Genomic DNA, 18,816 nt, shown 5'->3' with positions numbered 1-18,816 from the left:
GCGGAACCGTGCAATACACAACATTAGGAAAAACGGACCTTAAGGTTTCCCGACTTTGTCTGGGATGCATGACCTTTGGCGAGCCCGATCGGGGAAACCACGCCTGGACGCTACCGGAAGAGAGCAGCCGTCCGATTATCAAACGCGCCATCGAGGGCGGCATTAACTTCTTTGACACCGCCAACAGCTACTCAGACGGCAGCAGCGAGGAAATTGTCGGCCGCGCACTGCGCGACTTTGCCCGCCGTGATGACATCGTCGTCGCCACCAAAGTCTACTACCCGGTGGGCGACCTGGCTGAGGGCCTTTCTCGCGCGCAGATCCTGCGCTCCATTGATGACAGCCTCAGACGCCTGAACATGGATTACGTCGACCTGCTGCAAATTCACCGCTGGGATTACAACACGCCGATTGAGGAGACGCTTGAAGCGCTGAACGACGTGGTCAAAGCCGGGAAAGCACGCTACATCGGCGCATCGTCTATGCACGCGTCGCAGTTTGCTCAGGCGCTGGATCTCCAGGCGCAGCACGGCTGGGCGCGCTTTGTCACCATGCAGGATCACTACAATCTGATCTATCGTGAAGAAGAACGCGAGATGCTGCCGCTATGCCATCAGGAAGGCGTGGCGGTGATCCCATGGAGCCCGCTGGCGCGCGGTCGCCTGACCCGTCCGTGGGGTGAAACCACGGCTCGGCTGGTATCGGATGAAGTGGGAAAGAATCTCTATGGCGGTACAGAAGCCAGCGATGCGCTGATTGCCGAACGTTTAGCCGGAATCGCCGACGATACCGGTGCAACCCGCGCTCAGGTGGCGCTGGCGTGGCTGCTGGGCAAGCGCGGGGTCGCGGCACCGATTATTGGAACGTCGCGGGAAGAACAACTTGATGAGCTGCTGAATGCGGTGGATATCACGCTGACGCCGGAGCAGGTTGCCGAGCTGGAAACACCGTATCAGCCCCACCCGGTGGTGGGGTTTAAGTAAGCCCATCTTTTGTAGGCCGGGTAAGGCGAAACCGCCCCCCGGCAGTACAGCGCGCACAAACTCACGCGAAGTGATCGTATCCTTTCCAGTCCAGCGTAACGGGCGCACCGTCTTTCACAAACTTCAGCCCTTCACTCTCCGGCATGATCTGACCGATGCAGGTAAATTTCGCGCCGAGATGCGCTAACGCCACGTCCAGCGTTCCACGGTTGAGCTCTGGCACCGTGAAGCACAGCTCGTAGTCTTCACCACCGGACAGCGCCCAGCGCAGGGCCTGCTCAGGCTCTACATGGCGAAGCAGTTGCTCCGACAGCGGGAAGAGATCCAGGTCAACGCGCGCGCCTACGCCGCTGGCCTTCAGGATATGCCCGAGATCCGAGATCAGCCCGTCAGAGAGATCGATAGCCGAGCTTGCCCGTTCGCGCAGCGCCTGGCCGTGCAAAATACGCGGCGTTGGCCGCAGATGGCGTTTCACCAGATACGCCGCGTCGTCAGCATCATCAACCGTTAAACGGTTTTGCAGGATCGCCAGCCCTGCCGCGCTGTCGCCCGGCGTACCGGTTACGTAGATCCAGTCGCCCGGTTTTGCACCTGAGCGCTTCAACGCGCGGCCGAACGGCACGTAGCCGTGGATCGCCAGCGTCATCGACAGCGGACCGGCAGTCGTATCGCCGCCAATCAGCTGCATATCGTAATAGCTAAGCTGCTCAAACAGCGCATCGCTAAAGGCTTCCAGCCAGGCTTCATCCACCTCTGGCAGGGTCAGAGCCAGCGTCAGCCACGCGGGATCGGCACCCATCGCCGCCAGATCGCTGACGTTAACCGCCAGGGCTTTATACGCCAGATCGGCAGGATCGATATCCGGTAAGAAATGACGGCCGCACACCAGGGTGTCGGTGCTGATTGCCAGCGTCTGTTTTTCGGGAATATTGAGAAGTGCACAGTCATCGCCAATGCCGGTTTCAACATCAAGACGAGAGGTTCTGACACGGTCGAAATAACGGGCAATCAGGGAGAATTCGCCGCATGCCATACGTTATGCCTCAGCAAATAAAAGAAAAAACCGGAGCCGCACTGCCCGTCAGGCAATGCAGGACTCCGGTTTGCGGATCACTTTTTGTGGGGACGGATCGCAGGTGCTGCTTTATCAAGTACGCCGTTTACAAACTTGTGGCTGTCTTCAGCGCCGAAGGTTTTCGCCAGCTCGATCGCTTCGTTGATGGCCACTTTATACGGCACATCATCACGTTTAGACAGCTCAAACAGCGCGATACGCAACACTGCTTTTTCCACCTGGCCCAGCTCTTCGAGCAGACGGGACAGGTATGGCTTCATCAGGCCATCGAGATACGCGCTATTAGTCGCCACTCCCGACAGCAGTTCGCGGAAGTACAGAACGTCAACGTCTTTTACGTCCTGTTCTGACAGGAACTGGTATTCGACATCAGCGATGTCGTTCTGGGACAACTGCCAGGAGTAAAGTGCCTGGACGGCACATTCACGGGCGCGGCGACGAGCAGCAGGTTTCACGGAATTCCCCTTACAAAAAAATCAGGCCTTGATGGCTTTCAATACATTGATCATTTCAAGCGCGGTCAGTGCAGCTTCTGCACCTTTGTTACCGGCTTTGGTGCCAGCACGTTCGATGGCTTGTTCAATACTTTCGGTGGTCAGCACGCCGAACGCGACAGGAATTTCAGCATCCTGCGCAACGTGTGCCAGACCGTTGCTTGCACCGCCCGCAACGTATTCGAAGTGCGCAGTGCCGCCACGAATAACGGTACCCAGCGCAATCACCGCGTCGTATTTACCGGTTTTCGCCAGCGCGCCCGCCGCCAGTGGCAGTTCGTAAGCGCCTGGAACCCAAACAACGGTAATGTTGTCATCTTTAACCTGGCCGATACGTTTCAGGGCGTCAATCGCACCTTCCAGCAGGCTGTCGTTGATGAAGTTGTTGAAACGCGCAATGGTGATGGCGACGCGAGCGTCCGGGGTAGCTACAGCAGCTTCAATAATGTTCATACTCTTCCTTTACGGGTTCATTTGGCCCCGCAGGGGGGCGGATTTTATCATAATACTTTGCGCACTGCTTCCCTATTTCAGGAGCAATTACGCTGTCGTTAAGTGGAGGCAGACATCCGGGCCTACCGGACGAATCTCGCTAAATTTGAGTTGCGGTGCGTCGGCCAGTTTTTCAAGGCCGGGCAGCACAAACAGGCCGCGCGCGTCGTGACCTAACAGTTTAGGCGCAACGTAAACAATCAGTTCATCCACCAGTCCGGCCTGTAAAAGCGCACCGGCGAGCGTTGGCCCCGCTTCCACCCAGATGCTGTTCACCTGCTGCTTGCCGAGCAGCATCATCAGCACTACCAGATCCAGATGACCGTTATGCTCCGGCACCATAATGCTGCGCACGCCTTCCGGCCATTCGCGCGTATCTTCTTTAGTGCGGGCAATCCAGGTTTCACCCGGCTGCTGCACGATGCGGTGCTCCGGCGTCACGCGGTTCTGGCTATCAATGATAATACGCAGCGGCTGGCGCAGGTTCTCCTGCGGGTACAGCGCCTGGGTATCGGCATTCAGTTCGTCCCAGCGCACGGTCATGGCCGGATCGTCAGCCAGAACGGTTTCACTGCTGGTGAGGATAGCATGGCTTTGCGCGCGCAGACGTTGCACATCGCGCCTTGCCTGTGGAGAGGTAATCCACTGGCTTTCGCCGTTTGCCATCGCCGTACGACCGTCCAGCGAGGCGCCCAGCTTGAGCTGAATATACGGGAACCCCGTGCGCATGCGCTTCAGAAAGCCTTTGTTGATCGCTTCCGCGTCCTGCATCATCAGCCCATGGCTGACGTCGATGCCTTCCTGCTGCAGGCGATACAGGCCGCGTCCGGCAACCTGCGGATTCGGGTCCTGCATCGATGCGACCACGCGTGAAACGCCTGCCGCGATCAGCGCTTCGCAGCACGGCGGCGTACGCCCGTGATGGCTGCAGGGCTCCAGCGTGACGTAGGCTGTGGCGCCGCGCGCCTTCTCACCCGCCATGCGCAGCGCATGAACCTCGGCATGCGGCTCGCCGGCACGATAGTGAAACCCCTCCCCTACGATCTCGCCATCTTTAACGATAACGCACCCGACGTTCGGGTTGGGATGGGTGGTAAAACGACCGCGCTGCGCCAGCTTCATGGCTCGCGCCATGTAAATCTCATCCTGCATGAGCTTAATCCTGTAAGCGGGCGATCTCTTCGCCAAACTCTTTGATGTCTTCGAAGCTGCGGTAGACCGAGGCGAAGCGGATATAGGCAACCTTATCGAGCTTTTTCAGCTGCTCCATCACCAGGTTACCGATCATTTTGCTCGGCACTTCACGCTCACCCAAACCACGAAGGTAAGATTTTATGTGGTTTAACGCCATCTCAACGTCATCCGCGCTGACGGGACGTTTTTCCAGGGCCTTCAGCATCCCGCTGCGCAGTTTCTCTTCGTTAAACGGCTCGCGCACGTCGTTGCTTTTCACCACGCGCGGCATTACCAGCTCTGCAACCTCAAAGGTCGTGAAACGCTCGTTGCACACCAGACACTGCCGACGACGGCGTACGGATGACCCTTCGCCCACAAGACGAGAGTCGATGACTTTGGTATCCACAGCGGAGCAGAATGGGCAATGCATACGGTATCCCTGTTATGTGGTTAACTAATTTTCATTTTACCCTGATCTGGCCTGACAACAAAGGAAGAGCTTTTTGAGACAAAGGATCTATGTCTGAAACGTCGAGGCTGGCTACCATTAAGGCGATCCGTTATTTCAAGGAAATAAACGCAATGACAAGACGTTACCTTAAAATTTTGCTGGTGGGGAGCCTCTTCACCCTTAGCGCCTGTGCACAGCAAACCGAAGTCCGTCAGATGAAACAGAGCGTGAACACGCTCAATGCGGCGATGGACAAACTGAACAAAGAAACGGTGAAGATCACCCAGCAAAACGCGCTAAACGCCAAATCCAGCAGCGGGGTTTATCTGCTGCCGGGAGCGAATACGCCTGCGCGTCTCAATAGTCAGATTGGCACGCTAAAAATGTCTCTGGTGAATGTGGCGGCGAATGCAAATGGTACTCGCGCAACATTACGCATTCAGGGCGAGTCCAACGATCCGTTGCCTGCCTTCAGCGGCACCGTCGAATGGGGACAGATCCAGGGCACCACTGAGAGCTACCAGGAGGTGAATGTTAACAGTCAGCTGTTCACCGCACCGGCCAGCGTGCTGGCTCCGAGCGATGTTGACATTCCGCTGCAGCTTAACGGACTCACTCCGGATCGGTTAGGTTTCATCCGCATTCACGATATCCAGCCCGCCGCGCAATAACCCTCCCTTTAGCGGAGTGAAATGTCACTCCGCTAACATTTACATTTCGTATGGATTGGCAACATAAATGATTGCCGCTACAATCCCGCCCGTTTAAAGTACGCAAACGTGAACGCAATCGATTACGCGTATGAGAGATATGTGAAACAACACATATTTTTGTGAGCAGGGATTCCTATAATAGGCACCGCAGAAACACGAAATATTTAGAAACGCAATTCGCGCATTTTTCACTCCCGGAAGGGAATTTCAATCAGTGGCATGATTATGAAAAAAACATTACTCGCAGCCGGCGCTGTACTGGCACTCTCCTCTTCTTTCACTGTTAACGCAGCGGAAAACGATAAACCACAATACCTCTCCGACTGGTGGCACCAGAGTGTTAACGTGGTCGGCAGCTACCACACGCGTTTCGGACCTCAGATCCGCAACGATACCTACCTGGAGTACGAAGCATTCGCCAAGAAAGACTGGTTTGATTTCTACGGCTATATGGATGCACCGGTCTTCTTCGGCGGTAACTCGCAGGCTAAAGGTATCTGGAACCACGGTTCTCCACTGTTCATGGAGATCGAACCGCGCTTCTCCATCGACAAGCTGACCGGCACAGACCTGAGCTTCGGCCCGTTCAAAGAGTGGTACTTCGCGAACAACTATATCTACGACATGGGCCGCAACGAGTCCGGTCGTCAGAGCACCTGGTATATGGGTCTGGGTACCGACGTTGACACCGGCCTGCCAATGAGCCTGTCCCTGAACGTGTACGCGAAATACCAGTGGCAGAACTACGGTGCCGAAAACCAGAATGAGTGGGATGGCTACCGTTTCAAAGTGAAATACTTTGTGCCAATCACTCAGCTGTGGGGCGGTAACCTGAGCTATATCGGCTTCACCAACTTCGACTGGGGTTCAGAGCTGGGCGATAAGAGCGGTTACGCAGAGAACGGTATCAAGCAGCGTACCAACAATTCCATCGCCTCAAGCCACATTCTGGCGCTGAACTACGATCACTGGCACTACTCTGTTGTTGCGCGTTACTGGCACAACGGCGGTCAGTGGAACGACGACGCGAAACTGGTATGGATGAACGAAAACGTCCGTTCTACCGGTTGGGGTGGCTACCTGGTTGTAGGTTATAACTTCTAACCTGTTCGGGACTGTGCGGGCTGATGCCCTCACCCTGACCCTCTCCCACAGGGAGAGGGAACAAATACAAAAAACGGCAACATTCGTTGCCGTTTTACTTTTACCTCGCCGCCGGGCAAAAAAAGCCAGCTCAAGAGCTGGCTTTTTACTGCTTAACCTTCCGCAAAAAATCCGCCAGCGATCTGTCCGCACTCTCGCTAAACCGCCTCTCCGTCTGCACAATATTGAGACAGCGGTCGAGCCGGAAACAGCGATAGTCGTCGCGCCGTTCGCACCACGCCGCCAGCAGCCAGCGCTCCCCCAGAAGAACAAGCCCAGCGGCTGAACCTCGCGCTTTGAGAGCTGTCCGGCTTCATCACGGTAATGCAGCGCCAGCACGCGCTGGGCGGAAATCGCCTGATGGATCATGTCAAAATCGCTGCGGGAGTGGCTTTGCATGCAAAAATCCGGGGCGTAGATCCGCGTCTGCTCCGCCTTTCGACGACTCTCCTCGGGCAGGATAGCCAGCACCTTCTCCTGAGCCGACTCCAGCTCGCGCGAAAGCGATTCCCCTCCCCAGGTTTTGAGCAGGCGAATCGCGACGATCAGCGCCTCTGACTCCTTATTTGTCAGCATCAGCGGCGGCAGGTCAAAACCCGACATCAGCCGATATCCGCTCCCCGCCTCACCTTCCACCGGCACGCCGGAAAGCGACAGATCGCGGATATCGCGGTAGACCGTGCGCTCGGACACGCCAAGCCGGTCCGCCAGATGCGCTGCCGTTGTCAGACGCCTGCCCCGCAGGATCTGCACAATCTGAAACAAACGGTCAGCGCGTCGGGTCATATCTTATTCCGCTCTCAGGCAGGTTGATGGAGGCCGACGCGGTTACCCTCGCTGTCGGTAAACAATGCGATAGTGCCAATACCATGCGGCAGTTCCAGCGGGCCAAACACGCACTCGCCGCCCGCGGAGGCGATGCGATCGAGCGTGGCCGCCAGATTGTCAGTATGCAGGTAAATAATAGCGCCCTGCAAAGACGGTGTAACGCCGTCAAATTTTGCCAGCGCCCCGCCGGTATACGGATCCTCATGCGGGAAAACGGCCAGCTCCGCACAGTCCATTTTCTCGCGACGCAGCGCGAGCTGCATCACCGGCTCATAAAATTTGATGGCGCGATCCATATCGGCGACCGGAATTTCAAACCAGTTAATGACGCTTTTCATATATTCTCCTGCCAGTTGTTTGGGTTCAGAAGAAGTCTACGACAGGGCTCCTGACAGCATACTGTCAGGAGTGTTTGTCAGGAGCAGATAAAAAAAATCCCGGTCAACAGACCGGGATTTCGATAACGCGCTAAACGTCGCCTTACGGCAGAATGGACGGCTGATCCGCCCCTTCTTTCTCGACTTTCTGCTGGAGCAGGTGCTCGCGCTTCATGCCGAGTTTCAGTGCCAGAGCGGATGCGACGTAGATAGACGACGCCGTACCGATGGTGACACCAATCAGCATGGTCAGCGAGAAGCCTTCCAGTACCGGACCACCGAAGAGGAACAGCATCAGGATCACCATCAAAGTGGTACCGGATGTTATCAAGGTACGGTGCAGCGTCTGGGTCAACGACACGTTAAAGATTTCGTACGGCGTACCGCGACGGATCTTACGGAAGTTTTCACGGATACGGTCAGATACCACGATACTGTCGTTCAGTGAGTAACCGATAACGGACATCAGGGATGCCACAATCGTCAGGTCAATCTCAATGTGGAACAGCGACAGTATGCCCATGGTGATCACCACGTCGTGCGCCAGAGCGATAACCACACCGGCCGCCAGTCGCCACTCAAAGCGGAAACCGACGTATACCAGAATGGAGATCAGCGCCACCAGCAGCGCCATCGCACCGGTCTGCGCCAGGTCAGCACCCACGCTTGGGCCGACGAACTCAATACGCTTGACCGCCGCGTTCTGGCTGGTTGTTTCGTTAATCACGCTAACAACCTTGCTGCCCAGCTCCTGGCTGCCGTTGGCATCGTGCACCGGCGGCATACGCACCATGATGTCGCGGCTGCTGCCGAAGTTCTGCAGCAGCGGCTCTTCAAAGCCCGCTTTCTGCAGAGACAAACGCATCTGGTCCATATCGACCGGCTTTTCCAGGGAGATCTCAATGACCGTACCGCCGGTGAAATCCAGACCCCAGTTAAAGCCTTTCACGCTCATAATGCCGATGGACAGAATCAGCAGTAAACCTGAAATGCCGAAGGCCCAGTAGTCCCAGCGCATAAAGTCCCAGACTTTACGGCCGTGGTTCAATTGTTCAACAGTATATTCCTGTGCCACAACGCACTCCTCAGATAGACAGCTTTTTGACGCGCTTGCCGCCGTACAGCAGGTTCACGATGGCACGGGTGCCGACAATAGCGGTAAACATTGACGTTGCGACACCGATACCGGTTGTAATCGCAAAGCCTTTGATCGCGCCAGTACCCACTGCATACAGGATAAGAACCTTAATCAGTGTTGTTACGTTCGCATCGAAGATGGAGCTGAACGCGCCTTTATAGCCTTCGTCAATCGCCTGCTGAATAGAGCGACCGTTGCTCAACTCTTCTTTGATACGTTCGTTAATCAGTACGTTGGCGTCGACCGCCACCGCAAGGGTAAGAACGATACCCGCAATGCCCGGCATGGTCAGCGTCGCCCCCGGCAGCAGGGACATAATGCCGATGATCAGCACCAGGTTGGCGATCAGCGCGGAGGTCGCAATCAGACCAAACTTCTTGTAGAAGAAGATCATGAAGAGGATAGAGACCACCAGACCGGCCAGACACGCTTCCAGACCCTGCTGGATGTTTTGCATACCCAGAGTTGGACCAATGGTACGTTCTTCAACAATCTGAATTGGCGCAATCAGCGCACCGGCACGCAGCAGCAGAGAAAGCTGACGCGCTTCGTTCGGGTTGTTGATACCGGTAATACGGAAGCTGTTACCCAGACGAGACTGGATGTTGGCGATGTTAATCACCTCTTCCTCTTTCACCAGTACCGCACGACCGTTTGCATCTTTCTTGCCGCTGTCTTTGTACTCCACGAACAGGGTCGCCATCGGTTTGCCGATGTTGTCCTTGGTGAAGTTAGACATGATGTTACCACCCGCGCTATCCAGCGAGATGTTAACCTGCGGCTGGTTGTATTCGTCCTGGCTCGACGTGGAGTCGGTGATGTGGTCACCGGTCAGAATCACGCGTTTGTACAGCACTACTGGCTGACCTTCGCGGGTCTGTTTCACTTCGGAGTCACCCGGAATACGCCCTGCGGCGGCAGCGGACTGATCGACGTTGGAGTTCACCAGACGGAATTCCAGGGTTGCAGTCGCACCCAGAATCTCTTTCGCACGCGCGGTATCCTGGATACCCGGCAGTTCAACCACGATACGGTCAGCACCCTGACGCTGTACCAGCGGCTCAGCCACGCCCAGCTGGTTTACACGGTTACGCAGAATGTTGATGTTCTGCTGAACGGCATATTCACGCGCTTCTTTCAGACGCGCATCGGTCATCACCGCGCGCAGCTGGTTGCTGCCCTGAGAGGTGATCACCAGGTCACGGTGACGTTGAGTCAGGTAATCTACAGCCTGATCGCGCGCCGCGCTGTCGCGGAACGTGATGCTCATGCCGTAGTTATCTTCTTTACGCACGGTGGTGTAAGCGATGCCTTTGTCACGCAGATCGCTGCGCAGGCTGTCGATATTCTGTTCCTGCAGCTTGCCGAGCGCGGTATCCATATCCACTTCCATCAGGAAGTGAACGCCGCCACGCAGGTCAAGACCGAGTTTCATTGGCTCTGCTTTCATCGCAGCCAGCCAACGCGGGGTTGCAGGGGCAAGGTTAAGCGCCACGACGTATTTGTCACCCAGCACGCCCATCAGCGCTTCGCGAGCGCGGAGCTGCGTGTCGGTGGTGTCGAAGCGAGCAAGAATTGCACCCTCTTCCAGAGCCACAGACTTAGCGGTAATTTTTTCTTCTTGTAACGTTTTCTGGACCTGGATCAGCGTTTGCTCACTGGCGGCGACACCGCGCGCGCCAGTGATTTGAACAGCCGGATCCTCACCATACAGGTTGGGAAGCGCGTACAGCAGGCCGACGAGAATCACGACGACCAGCATGATGTACTTCCACAAAGGATAACGGTTTAACACGGCAGTTCCCTTTGGGAAAAGTTGGGATTACAGCGCCTTCATGGTGCCTTTCGGCAGAACGGCAGCTACGAAGTCACGTTTGATGACCACTTCAGTGGTGTCGTTCAGGGCGATAGCAATGTAGCCGTTTTCAGCCACTTTGGTTACGCGACCCACCAGACCACCGTTAGTCAGTACTTCATCGCCTTTCGCAATGGAGTTCATCAGGTTTTTGTGCTCTTTGGTGCGCTTCTGCTGTGGACGCAGGATCATGAAGTAGAAGATCAGACCGAACACAACCAGCATCAGAATCAGAGACATCGGGCTGCCCTGCGCTGGAGCACCTGTTGCCGCTACCGCATCAGAAATAAAAAAGCTCATTCAAATTCCCTCATTATTAAAATTAATCAACGTTCAACGGTGGAACATCCCGCCCCTGACGTTGGTAGAAATCGGTCACGAAGCTCTCTAATTTACCCTCTTCGATAGCCTTACGTAAACCAGCCATTAAGCGCTGATAATAACGAAGATTATGAATGGTATTGAGACGCGCGCCCAAAATCTCGTTGCAACGATCGAGATGATGCAGATACGCGCGAGAATAATTGCGACAGGTATAGCAATCGCACTCGGAATCGAGCGGGCTGGTGTCACTCTTATGCTTCGCGTTACGGATTTTCACCACGCCATCGGTAACGAACAAATGGCCGTTACGCGCGTTGCGGGTTGGCATGACGCAGTCGAACATATCAATGCCGCGGCGTACGCCTTCAACCAGATCTTCTGGTTTACCCACGCCCATCAGGTATCGTGGTTTATCCGCCGGGATTTGCGGGCAGACATGCTCAAGAATGCGGTGCATGTCTTCCTTCGGCTCACCCACAGCCAAACCGCCGACAGCGTAGCCATCAAAACCTATCTCTACCAGACCTTTAACAGAGATATCGCGTAAATCTTCGTAAACGCTGCCCTGGATAATGCCGAACAGTGCATTTTTGTTCTGCAGCGAGTCAAAACGGTCACGGCTACGCTTCGCCCAGCGCAGAGACATCTCCATGGAGCGTTTTGCGTAATCCCAGTCGGCCGGATACGGCGTACATTCGTCGAAGATCATCACGATGTCAGAGCCGAGATCGTACTGAATCTCCATCGATTTTTCGGGATCGAGGAAAATCGGATCGCCGTTGATCGGGTTACGGAAGTGTACGCCCTGCTCGGTGATCTTGCGGATATCGCCCAGGCTGAAGACCTGGAAGCCGCCGGAGTCGGTCAGGATTGGGCCTTTCCACTGCATGAAATCGTGCAGGTCGCCGTGGAGCTTCATGATCTCCTGACCCGGACGCAGCCACAGGTGGAAGGTGTTGCCGAGGATAATCTGTGCGCCAGTGGCTTCTACTTCTTCCGGCGTCATCCCTTTTACGGTGCCGTACGTGCCCACAGGCATAAACGCGGGGGTTTCCACCACGCCGCGATCAAACACCAGGCGACCGCGACGCGCGCGGCCATCGGTGGTATCGAGTTCAAATTTCATTTTTTCTCCGACGTCAGAAAAACAGTCCAACGTTGTAAAACGGTGCCGCGGACTTATTCCCCGACACGCTCATTCAAAGCCAGCGGATTGTACGTGATAAACATCGCGTCCCCGTAGCTAAAAAAGCGATATTTTTGTTCTACCGCAGACTTGTAGGCCGCCATCGTATGCTGATAACCGGCAAATGCCGACACCAGCATAATCAGCGTTGATTCAGGCAGATGGAAGTTGGTCACCAGCGCGTCAATCACTTTGTACTGATAGCCCGGGTAGATAAAGATCTGCGTATCGCCAAAGAACGGCTCGATAAGATCGCTCTTCGCGGCTTGCGCGGCGCTCTCGAGTGAGCGCACGGACGTTGTACCGACCGCCACGACGCGGCTACCGCGCGCTTTCGCCGCCAGCACCGCGTCCACAACATCCTGAGGCACTTCAGCATACTCAGAGTGCATGATGTGATCTTCAATGCTGTCCACGCGCACCGGCTGGAAGGTTCCCGCGCCGACGTGCAGCGTCACGAACGCCATCTCCACGCCCTTCGCGCGCAGTTTCTCCAGCAGCGGCTCATCAAAATGCAGGCCTGCGGTCGGCGCAGCGACGGCGCCAGGCTTCTGGCTGTAGACGGTCTGGTACAGCTCGCGATCGGCCTCTTCGTCCGGACGCTCAATATACGGCGGCAGCGGCATGTGGCCGATGGCGTTCAGGATATCGAGCACCGTACGCTCGTCGTCGAACGCCACTTCAAACAGCGCATCGTGGCGCGCGGTCATGGTCGCTTTGATGCTCTCATCATCGCCCAGCAGCAGTTCAGCGCCCGGCTTCGGCGCCTTAGACGCGCGAATATGTGCCAGAATACGTTTATCATCGAGCATACGTTCGACCAGCACTTCAATCTTGCCGCCGCTGGCTTTACGGCCAAACAGGCGCGCCGGGATCACGCGGGTATTGTTAAAGACCAGCAGATCGCCAGGGTTGAGCTTGTCGAGCAAATCGGTGAAAGTACCGTGCGTCAGCTCGCCCGTTGGCCCATCCAGTGACAGTAAGCGACAGCTGCTGCGCTCAGGCATGGGATAGTGAGCAATCAGGGATTCAGGTAGTTCAAAGGAGAAATCGGCGACGCGCATGACGTATACTCGTGACTTAAAAACAGGCGGCATAGTCTAGTGCTCACACCCTTTTGCTGCAACAACTAGCCGCCCCCGGACAAATAAAACGCATGAATTTTCTCGCTCACCTGCATCTCGCTCACCTCGCTGACAGCTCCCTGTCCGGCAATTTGCTGGCCGATTTCGTACGCGGCAACCCCGCTGAGGACTATTCCCCTGAGGTTGTCGACGGGATTTTTATGCACCGCCGCATCGACGTGCTGACGGATAAGCTGCCGGAAGTGACGGAAGCTAAAGCGTGGTTTCGCCCTGAAACGCGCCGCGTTGCGCCGATCACGCTCGACGTGATGTGGGATCACTTTCTGTCGCGCCACTGGGAACAGCTGTCGCCGGAGATGCCCTTGCCGGCGTTTGTGCGCTATGCCCACCAGCAGGTGTCGATCATTCTGCCCGACTCGCCGCCGCGCTTTGTGAATCTGAATAACTATTTATGGTCGGAACGCTGGCTGGAGCGCTATCGCGAGATGGATTTCATCCAAAACGTGCTGAACGGGATGGCGAGCCGCCGACCGCGACTGGATGCGCTGCGGGATTCCTGGTATGACCTGGATGAACATTACGATGCCCTGGAAGCGCGTTTCTGGCAGTTTTACCCGCGGATGATGGTGCAGGCGAAAAACAAACAGCTCTGACAGAATTCACATTGATAGGTAAAAGCTGGCGGAACGATTGTCACCACCTCTTTGTCTTATCCATGAACACTCTCTATACTGGCTCGCGTTGCGTTCCAAATAACCTTAGTATCTACAGGAGAATCATATGGTTCTGGTAACTCGTCCGGCTCCGGATTTTACAGCTGCAGCAGTTCTGGGCAACGGTGAAATCGTTGAAAACTTCAACTTCAAACAGCACACCAACGGTAAAGCGACCGTTCTGTTCTTCTGGCCAATGGACTTCACTTTCGTTTGCCCGTCTGAGCTGATTGCCTTCGACAAACGTTATGAAGAATTCCAGAAGCGTGGCGTGGAAGTTGTTGGCGTCTCCTTCGACTCTGAATTTGTACACAACGCATGGCGTAACACCCCTGTCGACAAAGGCGGCATCGGTGCGGTGAAATACGCAATGGTTGCGGACATCAAACGCGAAATCCAGCAGGCTTACGGTATCGAACATCCGGACGCTGGCGTTGCGCTGCGTGGCTCCTTCCTGATCGACGCAAACGGCATCGTTCGTCACCAGGTTGTGAACGATCTGCCGCTGGGTCGTAACATCGACGAAATGCTGCGCATGGTTGACGCGCTGCAGTTCCACGAAGAGCACGGCGAAGTGTGCCCGGCTCAGTGGGAAAAAGGTAAAGAAGGCATGAACGCGTCTCCAGACGGCGTGGCTAAATACCTGTCTGAGAACGTATCCAGCCTGTAATCGGCACGGTTTACGAAAAAGGCCCGCTTATGCGGGCCTTTTTTTATGCCTTACGCTGCGTCTCTCGCCAGATACGCCAGGCCATGCCCGCCAGCAGAATCACCCCCGCAATCAGCACGCCCCATACCAGAAGCGTGTTCATCCTGCTCTCCCGCTCAGCCGCAGAGGTAGCGGTCAGACGCCCCTCGCCGCCTAACGCAACATCATCCAGAATGTCGGCCTGCGGCAGGTTCGCCATATCATAGGTCTTGCGCAGGTCGGCCGGGATCAGCATGCCGGGCTCCACGCTGGCAGGCTTCGCGGCGCCGTTGCCCCAGGCGAGCACGTACGGCGCTTTCCCCTGCGCGTTGAACACCAGGTCATAGCGGTCGCGATGTCCCGTGACGCTCGGCAGGTATTCTGGCAGACGCGCATTCAGCGTCGTGATTTTCAAGGCCTGCACCAGCCCCCCGTTAAGCGAAACCGGTGGCGACGTTTTTCCCTCAAGACGGTAAAGGACCTCTTTCTTCAGAGGATGCCATGCGTCTTTTTCCGTACTCCGCCACGCGATCTCCACGGGAAGGACGCCATCGCCATTCAGTGAGAGGCTGACAGCACTCAGCGGCTGCGGGCGCGCCCAGTGCCACTGCGCTTCGCTTGTCGATAGCTGCTCCCCTTCGCCCTCAAGGTCGACCGCTTCCGGGCCTGCCTGCGCGGGTGCGCTGATTGCGTTTACGCCGGTCAAAGTTATCCCCTGGCTCTGCGCATTCAGCACCACCATGAGATAGCGATTTGCATCGGGAGATAAAACGGTATCGGTATCGATCCGATCGAGCTTAAGACGATCCTGACCGCTGACGACGTCCAGCAATGGCATATCCTCGCGTAGGGTATACCAGCGCTTAAGATCCTCGCTGTAATAGACCGACGCCGTTCCCTGCCACGGCGTCTGCGGGGTATTCCAGAGCAGCTGCAGCTGGGATATAGCGATCTCGCCCGTCGCCTGTTCCGGCAGGGTCAGCAGATAATGTTGCCCGGCTGCGGCGGCTTTTTGCCCCTCCAGCACAATCTCAACGCCGCTTCCGGAACGAAGCAGGATCTTATCGCTATCACCGGATCCTCGAGAAGCCACAAGCGGCGAGGCGTCCAGCGGGAAGAGGCGCAGCGCGGTGGATTGCGCTGGCACCTGCGGACGCGTCGCGCTGACCAGGCTGAAGGGAACCGCCTCGCCCGACTGGTTAAAGACGCGGACATCATGCAGATCCGGCGACGTGCTTTGCTCATAGACGGCGAGCGGCAGCATCACCCGATACCACTGGGAAGGAACAGACGTATCCAGTGAAAGACCAAAGGCATAGTCCCGGGGCGATTCCGTTTGTCCCTCGCCGCAGAACGCCGGGCCGGAAAGCGCCAGCAGTGCGGTACAGGCTACCGCTTTCATCCATTTCATTTTTCATCTCCTGTTTTGGGCGGTAGCGGTGAGAAATACCCCACGATCAGAACCAGTATCGCCACGCCGATAAACGCCACCGCGCGCGACAAACCGCCTCCGCCCGCGCTGTCCACCAGCATCAGTTTAACCATCACCACGCCCAGCAGCGCGGCACCGCAGAGCCACTCCTGCCGGGAAGCCCGACGGGTGGCATGGATCATGACCACCAGCGCGCTCAGCATCCAGAACAGGGCAAAACTGGTCTGGATAAGCCGCGAATCCCACAGCGATGCCATATTCCAGGCCACGTCGCCGTACCAGGCCAGGGCGCGCATCAGCGCACCATTAAGCCACCAGAAGCCAAACGCCATCATCGCGACGGCAGGCCACGGACGGGCCTGCGAGAGCCACGCCGGGTAGTAGCGATCCACCGCCCGATAAAAGACCACCAGCCCCAGCAATGCGAACGCCGCGCCTTCCTCAAGCGGGTTTACCACCGGCAGCCAGGTCTGACGATAGACCACGCCGTCCTGGAAATTGGTCACCACCAGCAGTACCAGCAGCGCCACGACCACGGGGATCGGTGCCAGGCAGGCGTAGAGCGCAGGCCACTCCCGGAACGGCCACCCCCGACGCCGTACGGCTGCAGAGAGCCCCATAATCACCCCGCCGCCTGCTGCCATCGCCAGTCCGCTGCCCCAGGCCGCCATGCCCCACGGCAGCGAACGGGTAAACCAGTAAAGCTCCGCGGCCAGCGCCAGCAAAATCATCCAGAACAGCGACAAATGCAGCCCCATCGCGATGCGCGGCGGGAGTCTTTCACCGTCGCGCCGAAGCAGCATCAGCGCGGCAGGAAGCGCAACGCACCAGGCGAGATTTGACCAGCCGGCGGCAACGATCTGCTGGTGCCAGAGCTGATAACCCACCATCAGCAGCATAACCGGCCACAGCAGCCATTTGCTGGCATCCAGCTCCCGCCACGCCAGACGAGCAGCCGCCTGCCGCCAGCCCCAGACCGACGCCGCCGTCAGCGCCAGCACGCCCGCCAGAATGGGTAATTCCTTCGTCAGTGCCAGCCGCGATGCGCCCAATAGCGCCACGAGCCAGAACAGCAGCCCACCTGCCAGCAGCGCCCGGCTGACCGGCAGAAAGAGAGTCCGCCACAGCCAGGCCGCAGCCAGCCAGCAAAGGCTGAGGATGGTGAAGATCAGCAGCAGGCTGAGGGACGTAACGCCGTTCGTCTGCGCCCACAGCGCGCTGCCGAGCGCCAGCACCAGCAGCGCCGTCCCGCTATAGCACATGCGACGCTGGTGCTGCTGTACGCCCAGCCAGAGGATACCCAGCCCTTCCAGCGCCCAGGCCATCGCCGTCCAGCGCGCCGACAGCGCCAGCGGAATGGCGAGCGTGGCAAATCCGCCGCCGATTGCCAGCGCCGCCATGACCAGCGGTCGTCCGATGGAGGGATAGCGCCGCAGCGCAAGGAACGCGAGGGTAAGATAAAATGCGCCGTATCCCAGCGCGCTCAGGGCCGGGCCATACTCCCAGTGCCGGGTCATGCCGTACTGCATCCCGAAACCGATCAGCGGCGGGGCAAACAGCAGCACGCCGTCAATAATTTGCTTCCCTTTCTCCTGCGCCCGCAGCGACAGCGCCACGCTCAGGACGCCGAATATCAGCGTATTGGCAATCAGGAACAGCTGACAGACCCAATAGTCTTCAGGCTGGTAGTCATTCAGCCCCCACAGGCCGCCCACGCCGAACGTAAACAGCAGCCCGAGCAGGTTCAGCTCGCGCCAGTGCTGCCAGATGCTGATAGCGAGAATGCCGATGGAAAGCAGGAGATAGAAAGAGAACAGCGCCACAAAGCTGCCGCCCCCGGTGGACAACAGCAGCGGCGCAAGATACCCGCCGAGGCTCGCCAGCATGGCAAGGCTCAGCGCTTTCTGCAACACGGCCAGCCCAACGCTCGCGGCGCAAATTACCACCAGCAGCGCAAAGGCCAGCGTCATCGGCAGCATTTGCCAGAGCCGGAATGCGCCAAACACCGTCAGGTAGAGCACGCCGGTCGCCCCGCCCTGGAGGATCAGCGCATAGACGCGCTGCTTATGCCGCAGCCGCCACCCCACCGCCAGCAGAACGATGGCAAACAGCGCCGTTGCCACGAGGCGCAGCTCAAGCGGGAACAGGGAATGTTCCACGGTATAGCGCAGCAGGAATGAAAGACCGAGGAAGAGAAGCAGGATCCCAAGCTTCGCCAGCGGGTTACCCTGCATAAACCAGCGCGCCAGCGACGTCAGGATACCGCCAAAGGCAGAAGGCTTTTTTGCCGCAGGCGTCGGGGCCGGAGCGGGTTCTGCCACGGCTGCGGGAGTATCGGAACGCCAGGGGTCGACAGGCGCGGGAGCATCTTCAACCACCGGCGCGGTCACGTCCGCCGGAGCGGCAGACTGCACCGGCTCTGGCGCTATCTCATTCGCGCCGCGCAGCTCAAGCGCCTCAATGCGCTGGCGTAGCCGGGCGATCTCCTGTCGAGCCGCCGTACTTCGGTTAAAGCCGATAACCGCAAGCACGGGTGCCACCACCAGCGCAAATACCAGGAACAAACAGCCAAGGATGTAAAGCTCGTCCATGTTTCCACCTTCACCGTAAACGATCCGTTAAGATTGACACAAATAGTTGCATTTGCGCCATCTTAAAAGGTG

General features: G+C 57.3%; 18 protein-coding genes and 1 pseudogene. 5 read left to right on the top strand and 14 right to left on the bottom strand.

Features of this window, described 5'->3' with window-relative positions; all coding sequences use genetic code 11:
* Positions 1-8 precede the first annotated feature (8 nt).
* Positions 9-983 (top strand): aldo/keto reductase, encoded by a 975-nt coding sequence (locus tag EnteroDNA1_RS18775; RefSeq protein WP_069303733.1) that lies wholly within the window; start codon positions 9-11, stop codon positions 981-983.
* A gap of 61 nt (positions 984-1,044) precedes the next feature.
* Here EnteroDNA1_RS18775 and thiL read toward each other — a convergent pair whose 3' ends face one another.
* The 5 genes from thiL to nrdR all read right to left on the bottom strand — a co-directional run bounded on the left by thiL (position 1,045) and on the right by nrdR (position 4,650).
* Complete coding sequence (gene thiL / locus EnteroDNA1_RS18770; protein WP_069303732.1) at positions 1,045-2,016, bottom strand: thiamine-phosphate kinase; 972 nt, start codon at positions 2,014-2,016, stop codon at positions 1,045-1,047.
* 77 nt (positions 2,017-2,093) lie between these two features.
* Positions 2,094-2,513 carry a transcription antitermination factor NusB gene (gene nusB / locus EnteroDNA1_RS18765; protein ID WP_006809908.1) on the bottom strand — a complete coding sequence of 140 codons (420 nt, stop codon included), beginning with the start codon at positions 2,511-2,513 and terminating at the stop codon, positions 2,094-2,096.
* Positions 2,514-2,534: 21 nt separating this feature from the next.
* Positions 2,535-3,005, bottom strand: coding sequence for a 6,7-dimethyl-8-ribityllumazine synthase (gene ribH, locus EnteroDNA1_RS18760; protein ID WP_006176874.1), 471 nt, complete (start codon positions 3,003-3,005; stop codon positions 2,535-2,537).
* Positions 3,006-3,092: 87 nt separating this feature from the next.
* The gene (gene ribD, locus EnteroDNA1_RS18755; protein ID WP_069303731.1) at positions 3,093-4,196 is read right to left on the bottom strand and encodes a bifunctional diaminohydroxyphosphoribosylaminopyrimidine deaminase/5-amino-6-(5-phosphoribosylamino)uracil reductase RibD; all 1,104 of its coding nucleotides are present in this window, start codon (positions 4,194-4,196) and stop codon (positions 3,093-3,095) included.
* A 4-nt stretch (positions 4,197-4,200) separates the two neighbouring features.
* The gene (gene nrdR, locus EnteroDNA1_RS18750) at positions 4,201-4,650 is read right to left on the bottom strand and encodes a transcriptional regulator NrdR (RefSeq protein WP_008503337.1); all 450 of its coding nucleotides are present in this window, start codon (positions 4,648-4,650) and stop codon (positions 4,201-4,203) included.
* A 152-nt stretch (positions 4,651-4,802) separates the two neighbouring features.
* Here nrdR and EnteroDNA1_RS18745 point away from each other — a divergent pair, with 152 nt between their 5' ends.
* Positions 4,803-5,342 (top strand): DUF3251 domain-containing protein, encoded by a 540-nt coding sequence (locus EnteroDNA1_RS18745; RefSeq protein ID WP_033146491.1) that lies wholly within the window; start codon positions 4,803-4,805, stop codon positions 5,340-5,342.
* 267 nt (positions 5,343-5,609) lie between these two features.
* Positions 5,610-6,488 carry a nucleoside-specific channel-forming protein Tsx gene (locus EnteroDNA1_RS18740; RefSeq protein ID WP_039264090.1) on the top strand — a complete coding sequence of 293 codons (879 nt, stop codon included), beginning with the start codon at positions 5,610-5,612 and terminating at the stop codon, positions 6,486-6,488.
* Positions 6,489-6,633: 145 nt separating this feature from the next.
* Here EnteroDNA1_RS18740 and EnteroDNA1_RS18735 read toward each other — a convergent pair.
* The 7 genes and pseudogenes from EnteroDNA1_RS18735 to queA all read right to left on the bottom strand — a co-directional run bounded on the left by EnteroDNA1_RS18735 (position 6,634) and on the right by queA (position 13,299).
* Positions 6,634-7,313: pseudogene (locus EnteroDNA1_RS18735) on the bottom strand (helix-turn-helix transcriptional regulator).
* Positions 7,314-7,327: 14 nt separating this feature from the next.
* Positions 7,328-7,693, bottom strand: coding sequence for a VOC family protein (locus EnteroDNA1_RS18730; RefSeq protein ID WP_033144761.1), 366 nt, complete (start codon positions 7,691-7,693; stop codon positions 7,328-7,330).
* Between the two features lie 142 nt (positions 7,694-7,835).
* Positions 7,836-8,807 carry a protein translocase subunit SecF gene (gene secF / locus EnteroDNA1_RS18725; RefSeq protein WP_023334689.1) on the bottom strand — a complete coding sequence of 324 codons (972 nt, stop codon included), beginning with the start codon at positions 8,805-8,807 and terminating at the stop codon, positions 7,836-7,838.
* Positions 8,808-8,817: 10 nt separating this feature from the next.
* The gene (gene secD, locus EnteroDNA1_RS18720; protein ID WP_071789390.1) at positions 8,818-10,665 is read right to left on the bottom strand and encodes a protein translocase subunit SecD; all 1,848 of its coding nucleotides are present in this window, start codon (positions 10,663-10,665) and stop codon (positions 8,818-8,820) included.
* A gap of 27 nt (positions 10,666-10,692) precedes the next feature.
* The gene (gene yajC, locus EnteroDNA1_RS18715) at positions 10,693-11,025 is read right to left on the bottom strand and encodes a preprotein translocase subunit YajC (RefSeq protein ID WP_003859109.1); all 333 of its coding nucleotides are present in this window, start codon (positions 11,023-11,025) and stop codon (positions 10,693-10,695) included.
* A gap of 22 nt (positions 11,026-11,047) precedes the next feature.
* The gene (tgt, locus tag EnteroDNA1_RS18710) at positions 11,048-12,175 is read right to left on the bottom strand and encodes a tRNA guanosine(34) transglycosylase Tgt (protein ID WP_003859110.1); all 1,128 of its coding nucleotides are present in this window, start codon (positions 12,173-12,175) and stop codon (positions 11,048-11,050) included.
* A 53-nt stretch (positions 12,176-12,228) separates the two neighbouring features.
* On the bottom strand, positions 12,229-13,299 hold the full coding sequence (gene queA, locus EnteroDNA1_RS18705) for a tRNA preQ1(34) S-adenosylmethionine ribosyltransferase-isomerase QueA (protein ID WP_023310550.1): 1,071 nt from the start codon (positions 13,297-13,299) through the stop codon (positions 12,229-12,231).
* Between the two features lie 92 nt (positions 13,300-13,391).
* On the opposite strand from queA, the gene acpH reads away from it, so the two are divergent.
* Positions 13,392-13,973, top strand: a complete 582-nt coding sequence (acpH, locus tag EnteroDNA1_RS18700; protein ID WP_029741678.1) for an ACP phosphodiesterase — start codon at positions 13,392-13,394, stop codon at positions 13,971-13,973.
* A 127-nt stretch (positions 13,974-14,100) separates the two neighbouring features.
* Entirely contained in the window at positions 14,101-14,703 is a 603-nt protein-coding gene (locus EnteroDNA1_RS18695) for a peroxiredoxin (RefSeq protein ID WP_014168840.1), read from the top strand.
* A 43-nt stretch (positions 14,704-14,746) separates the two neighbouring features.
* On the opposite strand, the gene EnteroDNA1_RS18690 is transcribed toward EnteroDNA1_RS18695, so the two are convergent.
* Both EnteroDNA1_RS18690 and EnteroDNA1_RS18685 read right to left on the bottom strand, forming a co-directional pair.
* Complete coding sequence (locus EnteroDNA1_RS18690) at positions 14,747-16,132, bottom strand: DUF3999 domain-containing protein (protein WP_069303729.1); 1,386 nt, start codon at positions 16,130-16,132, stop codon at positions 14,747-14,749.
* Positions 16,129-18,744 carry a DUF2339 domain-containing protein gene (locus tag EnteroDNA1_RS18685; protein WP_069303728.1) on the bottom strand — a complete coding sequence of 872 codons (2,616 nt, stop codon included), beginning with the start codon at positions 18,742-18,744 and terminating at the stop codon, positions 16,129-16,131. The genes EnteroDNA1_RS18690 and EnteroDNA1_RS18685 overlap by 4 nt, the downstream gene beginning before the upstream one ends.
* Between the last annotated feature and the right edge of the window lie 72 nt (positions 18,745-18,816).

Source organism: Enterobacter sp. HK169 (assembly GCF_001719105.1).
Taxonomy (GTDB): domain Bacteria; phylum Pseudomonadota; class Gammaproteobacteria; order Enterobacterales; family Enterobacteriaceae; genus Enterobacter; species Enterobacter asburiae_B.
This window is presented reverse-complemented; position numbering and strand designations above follow the sequence as displayed.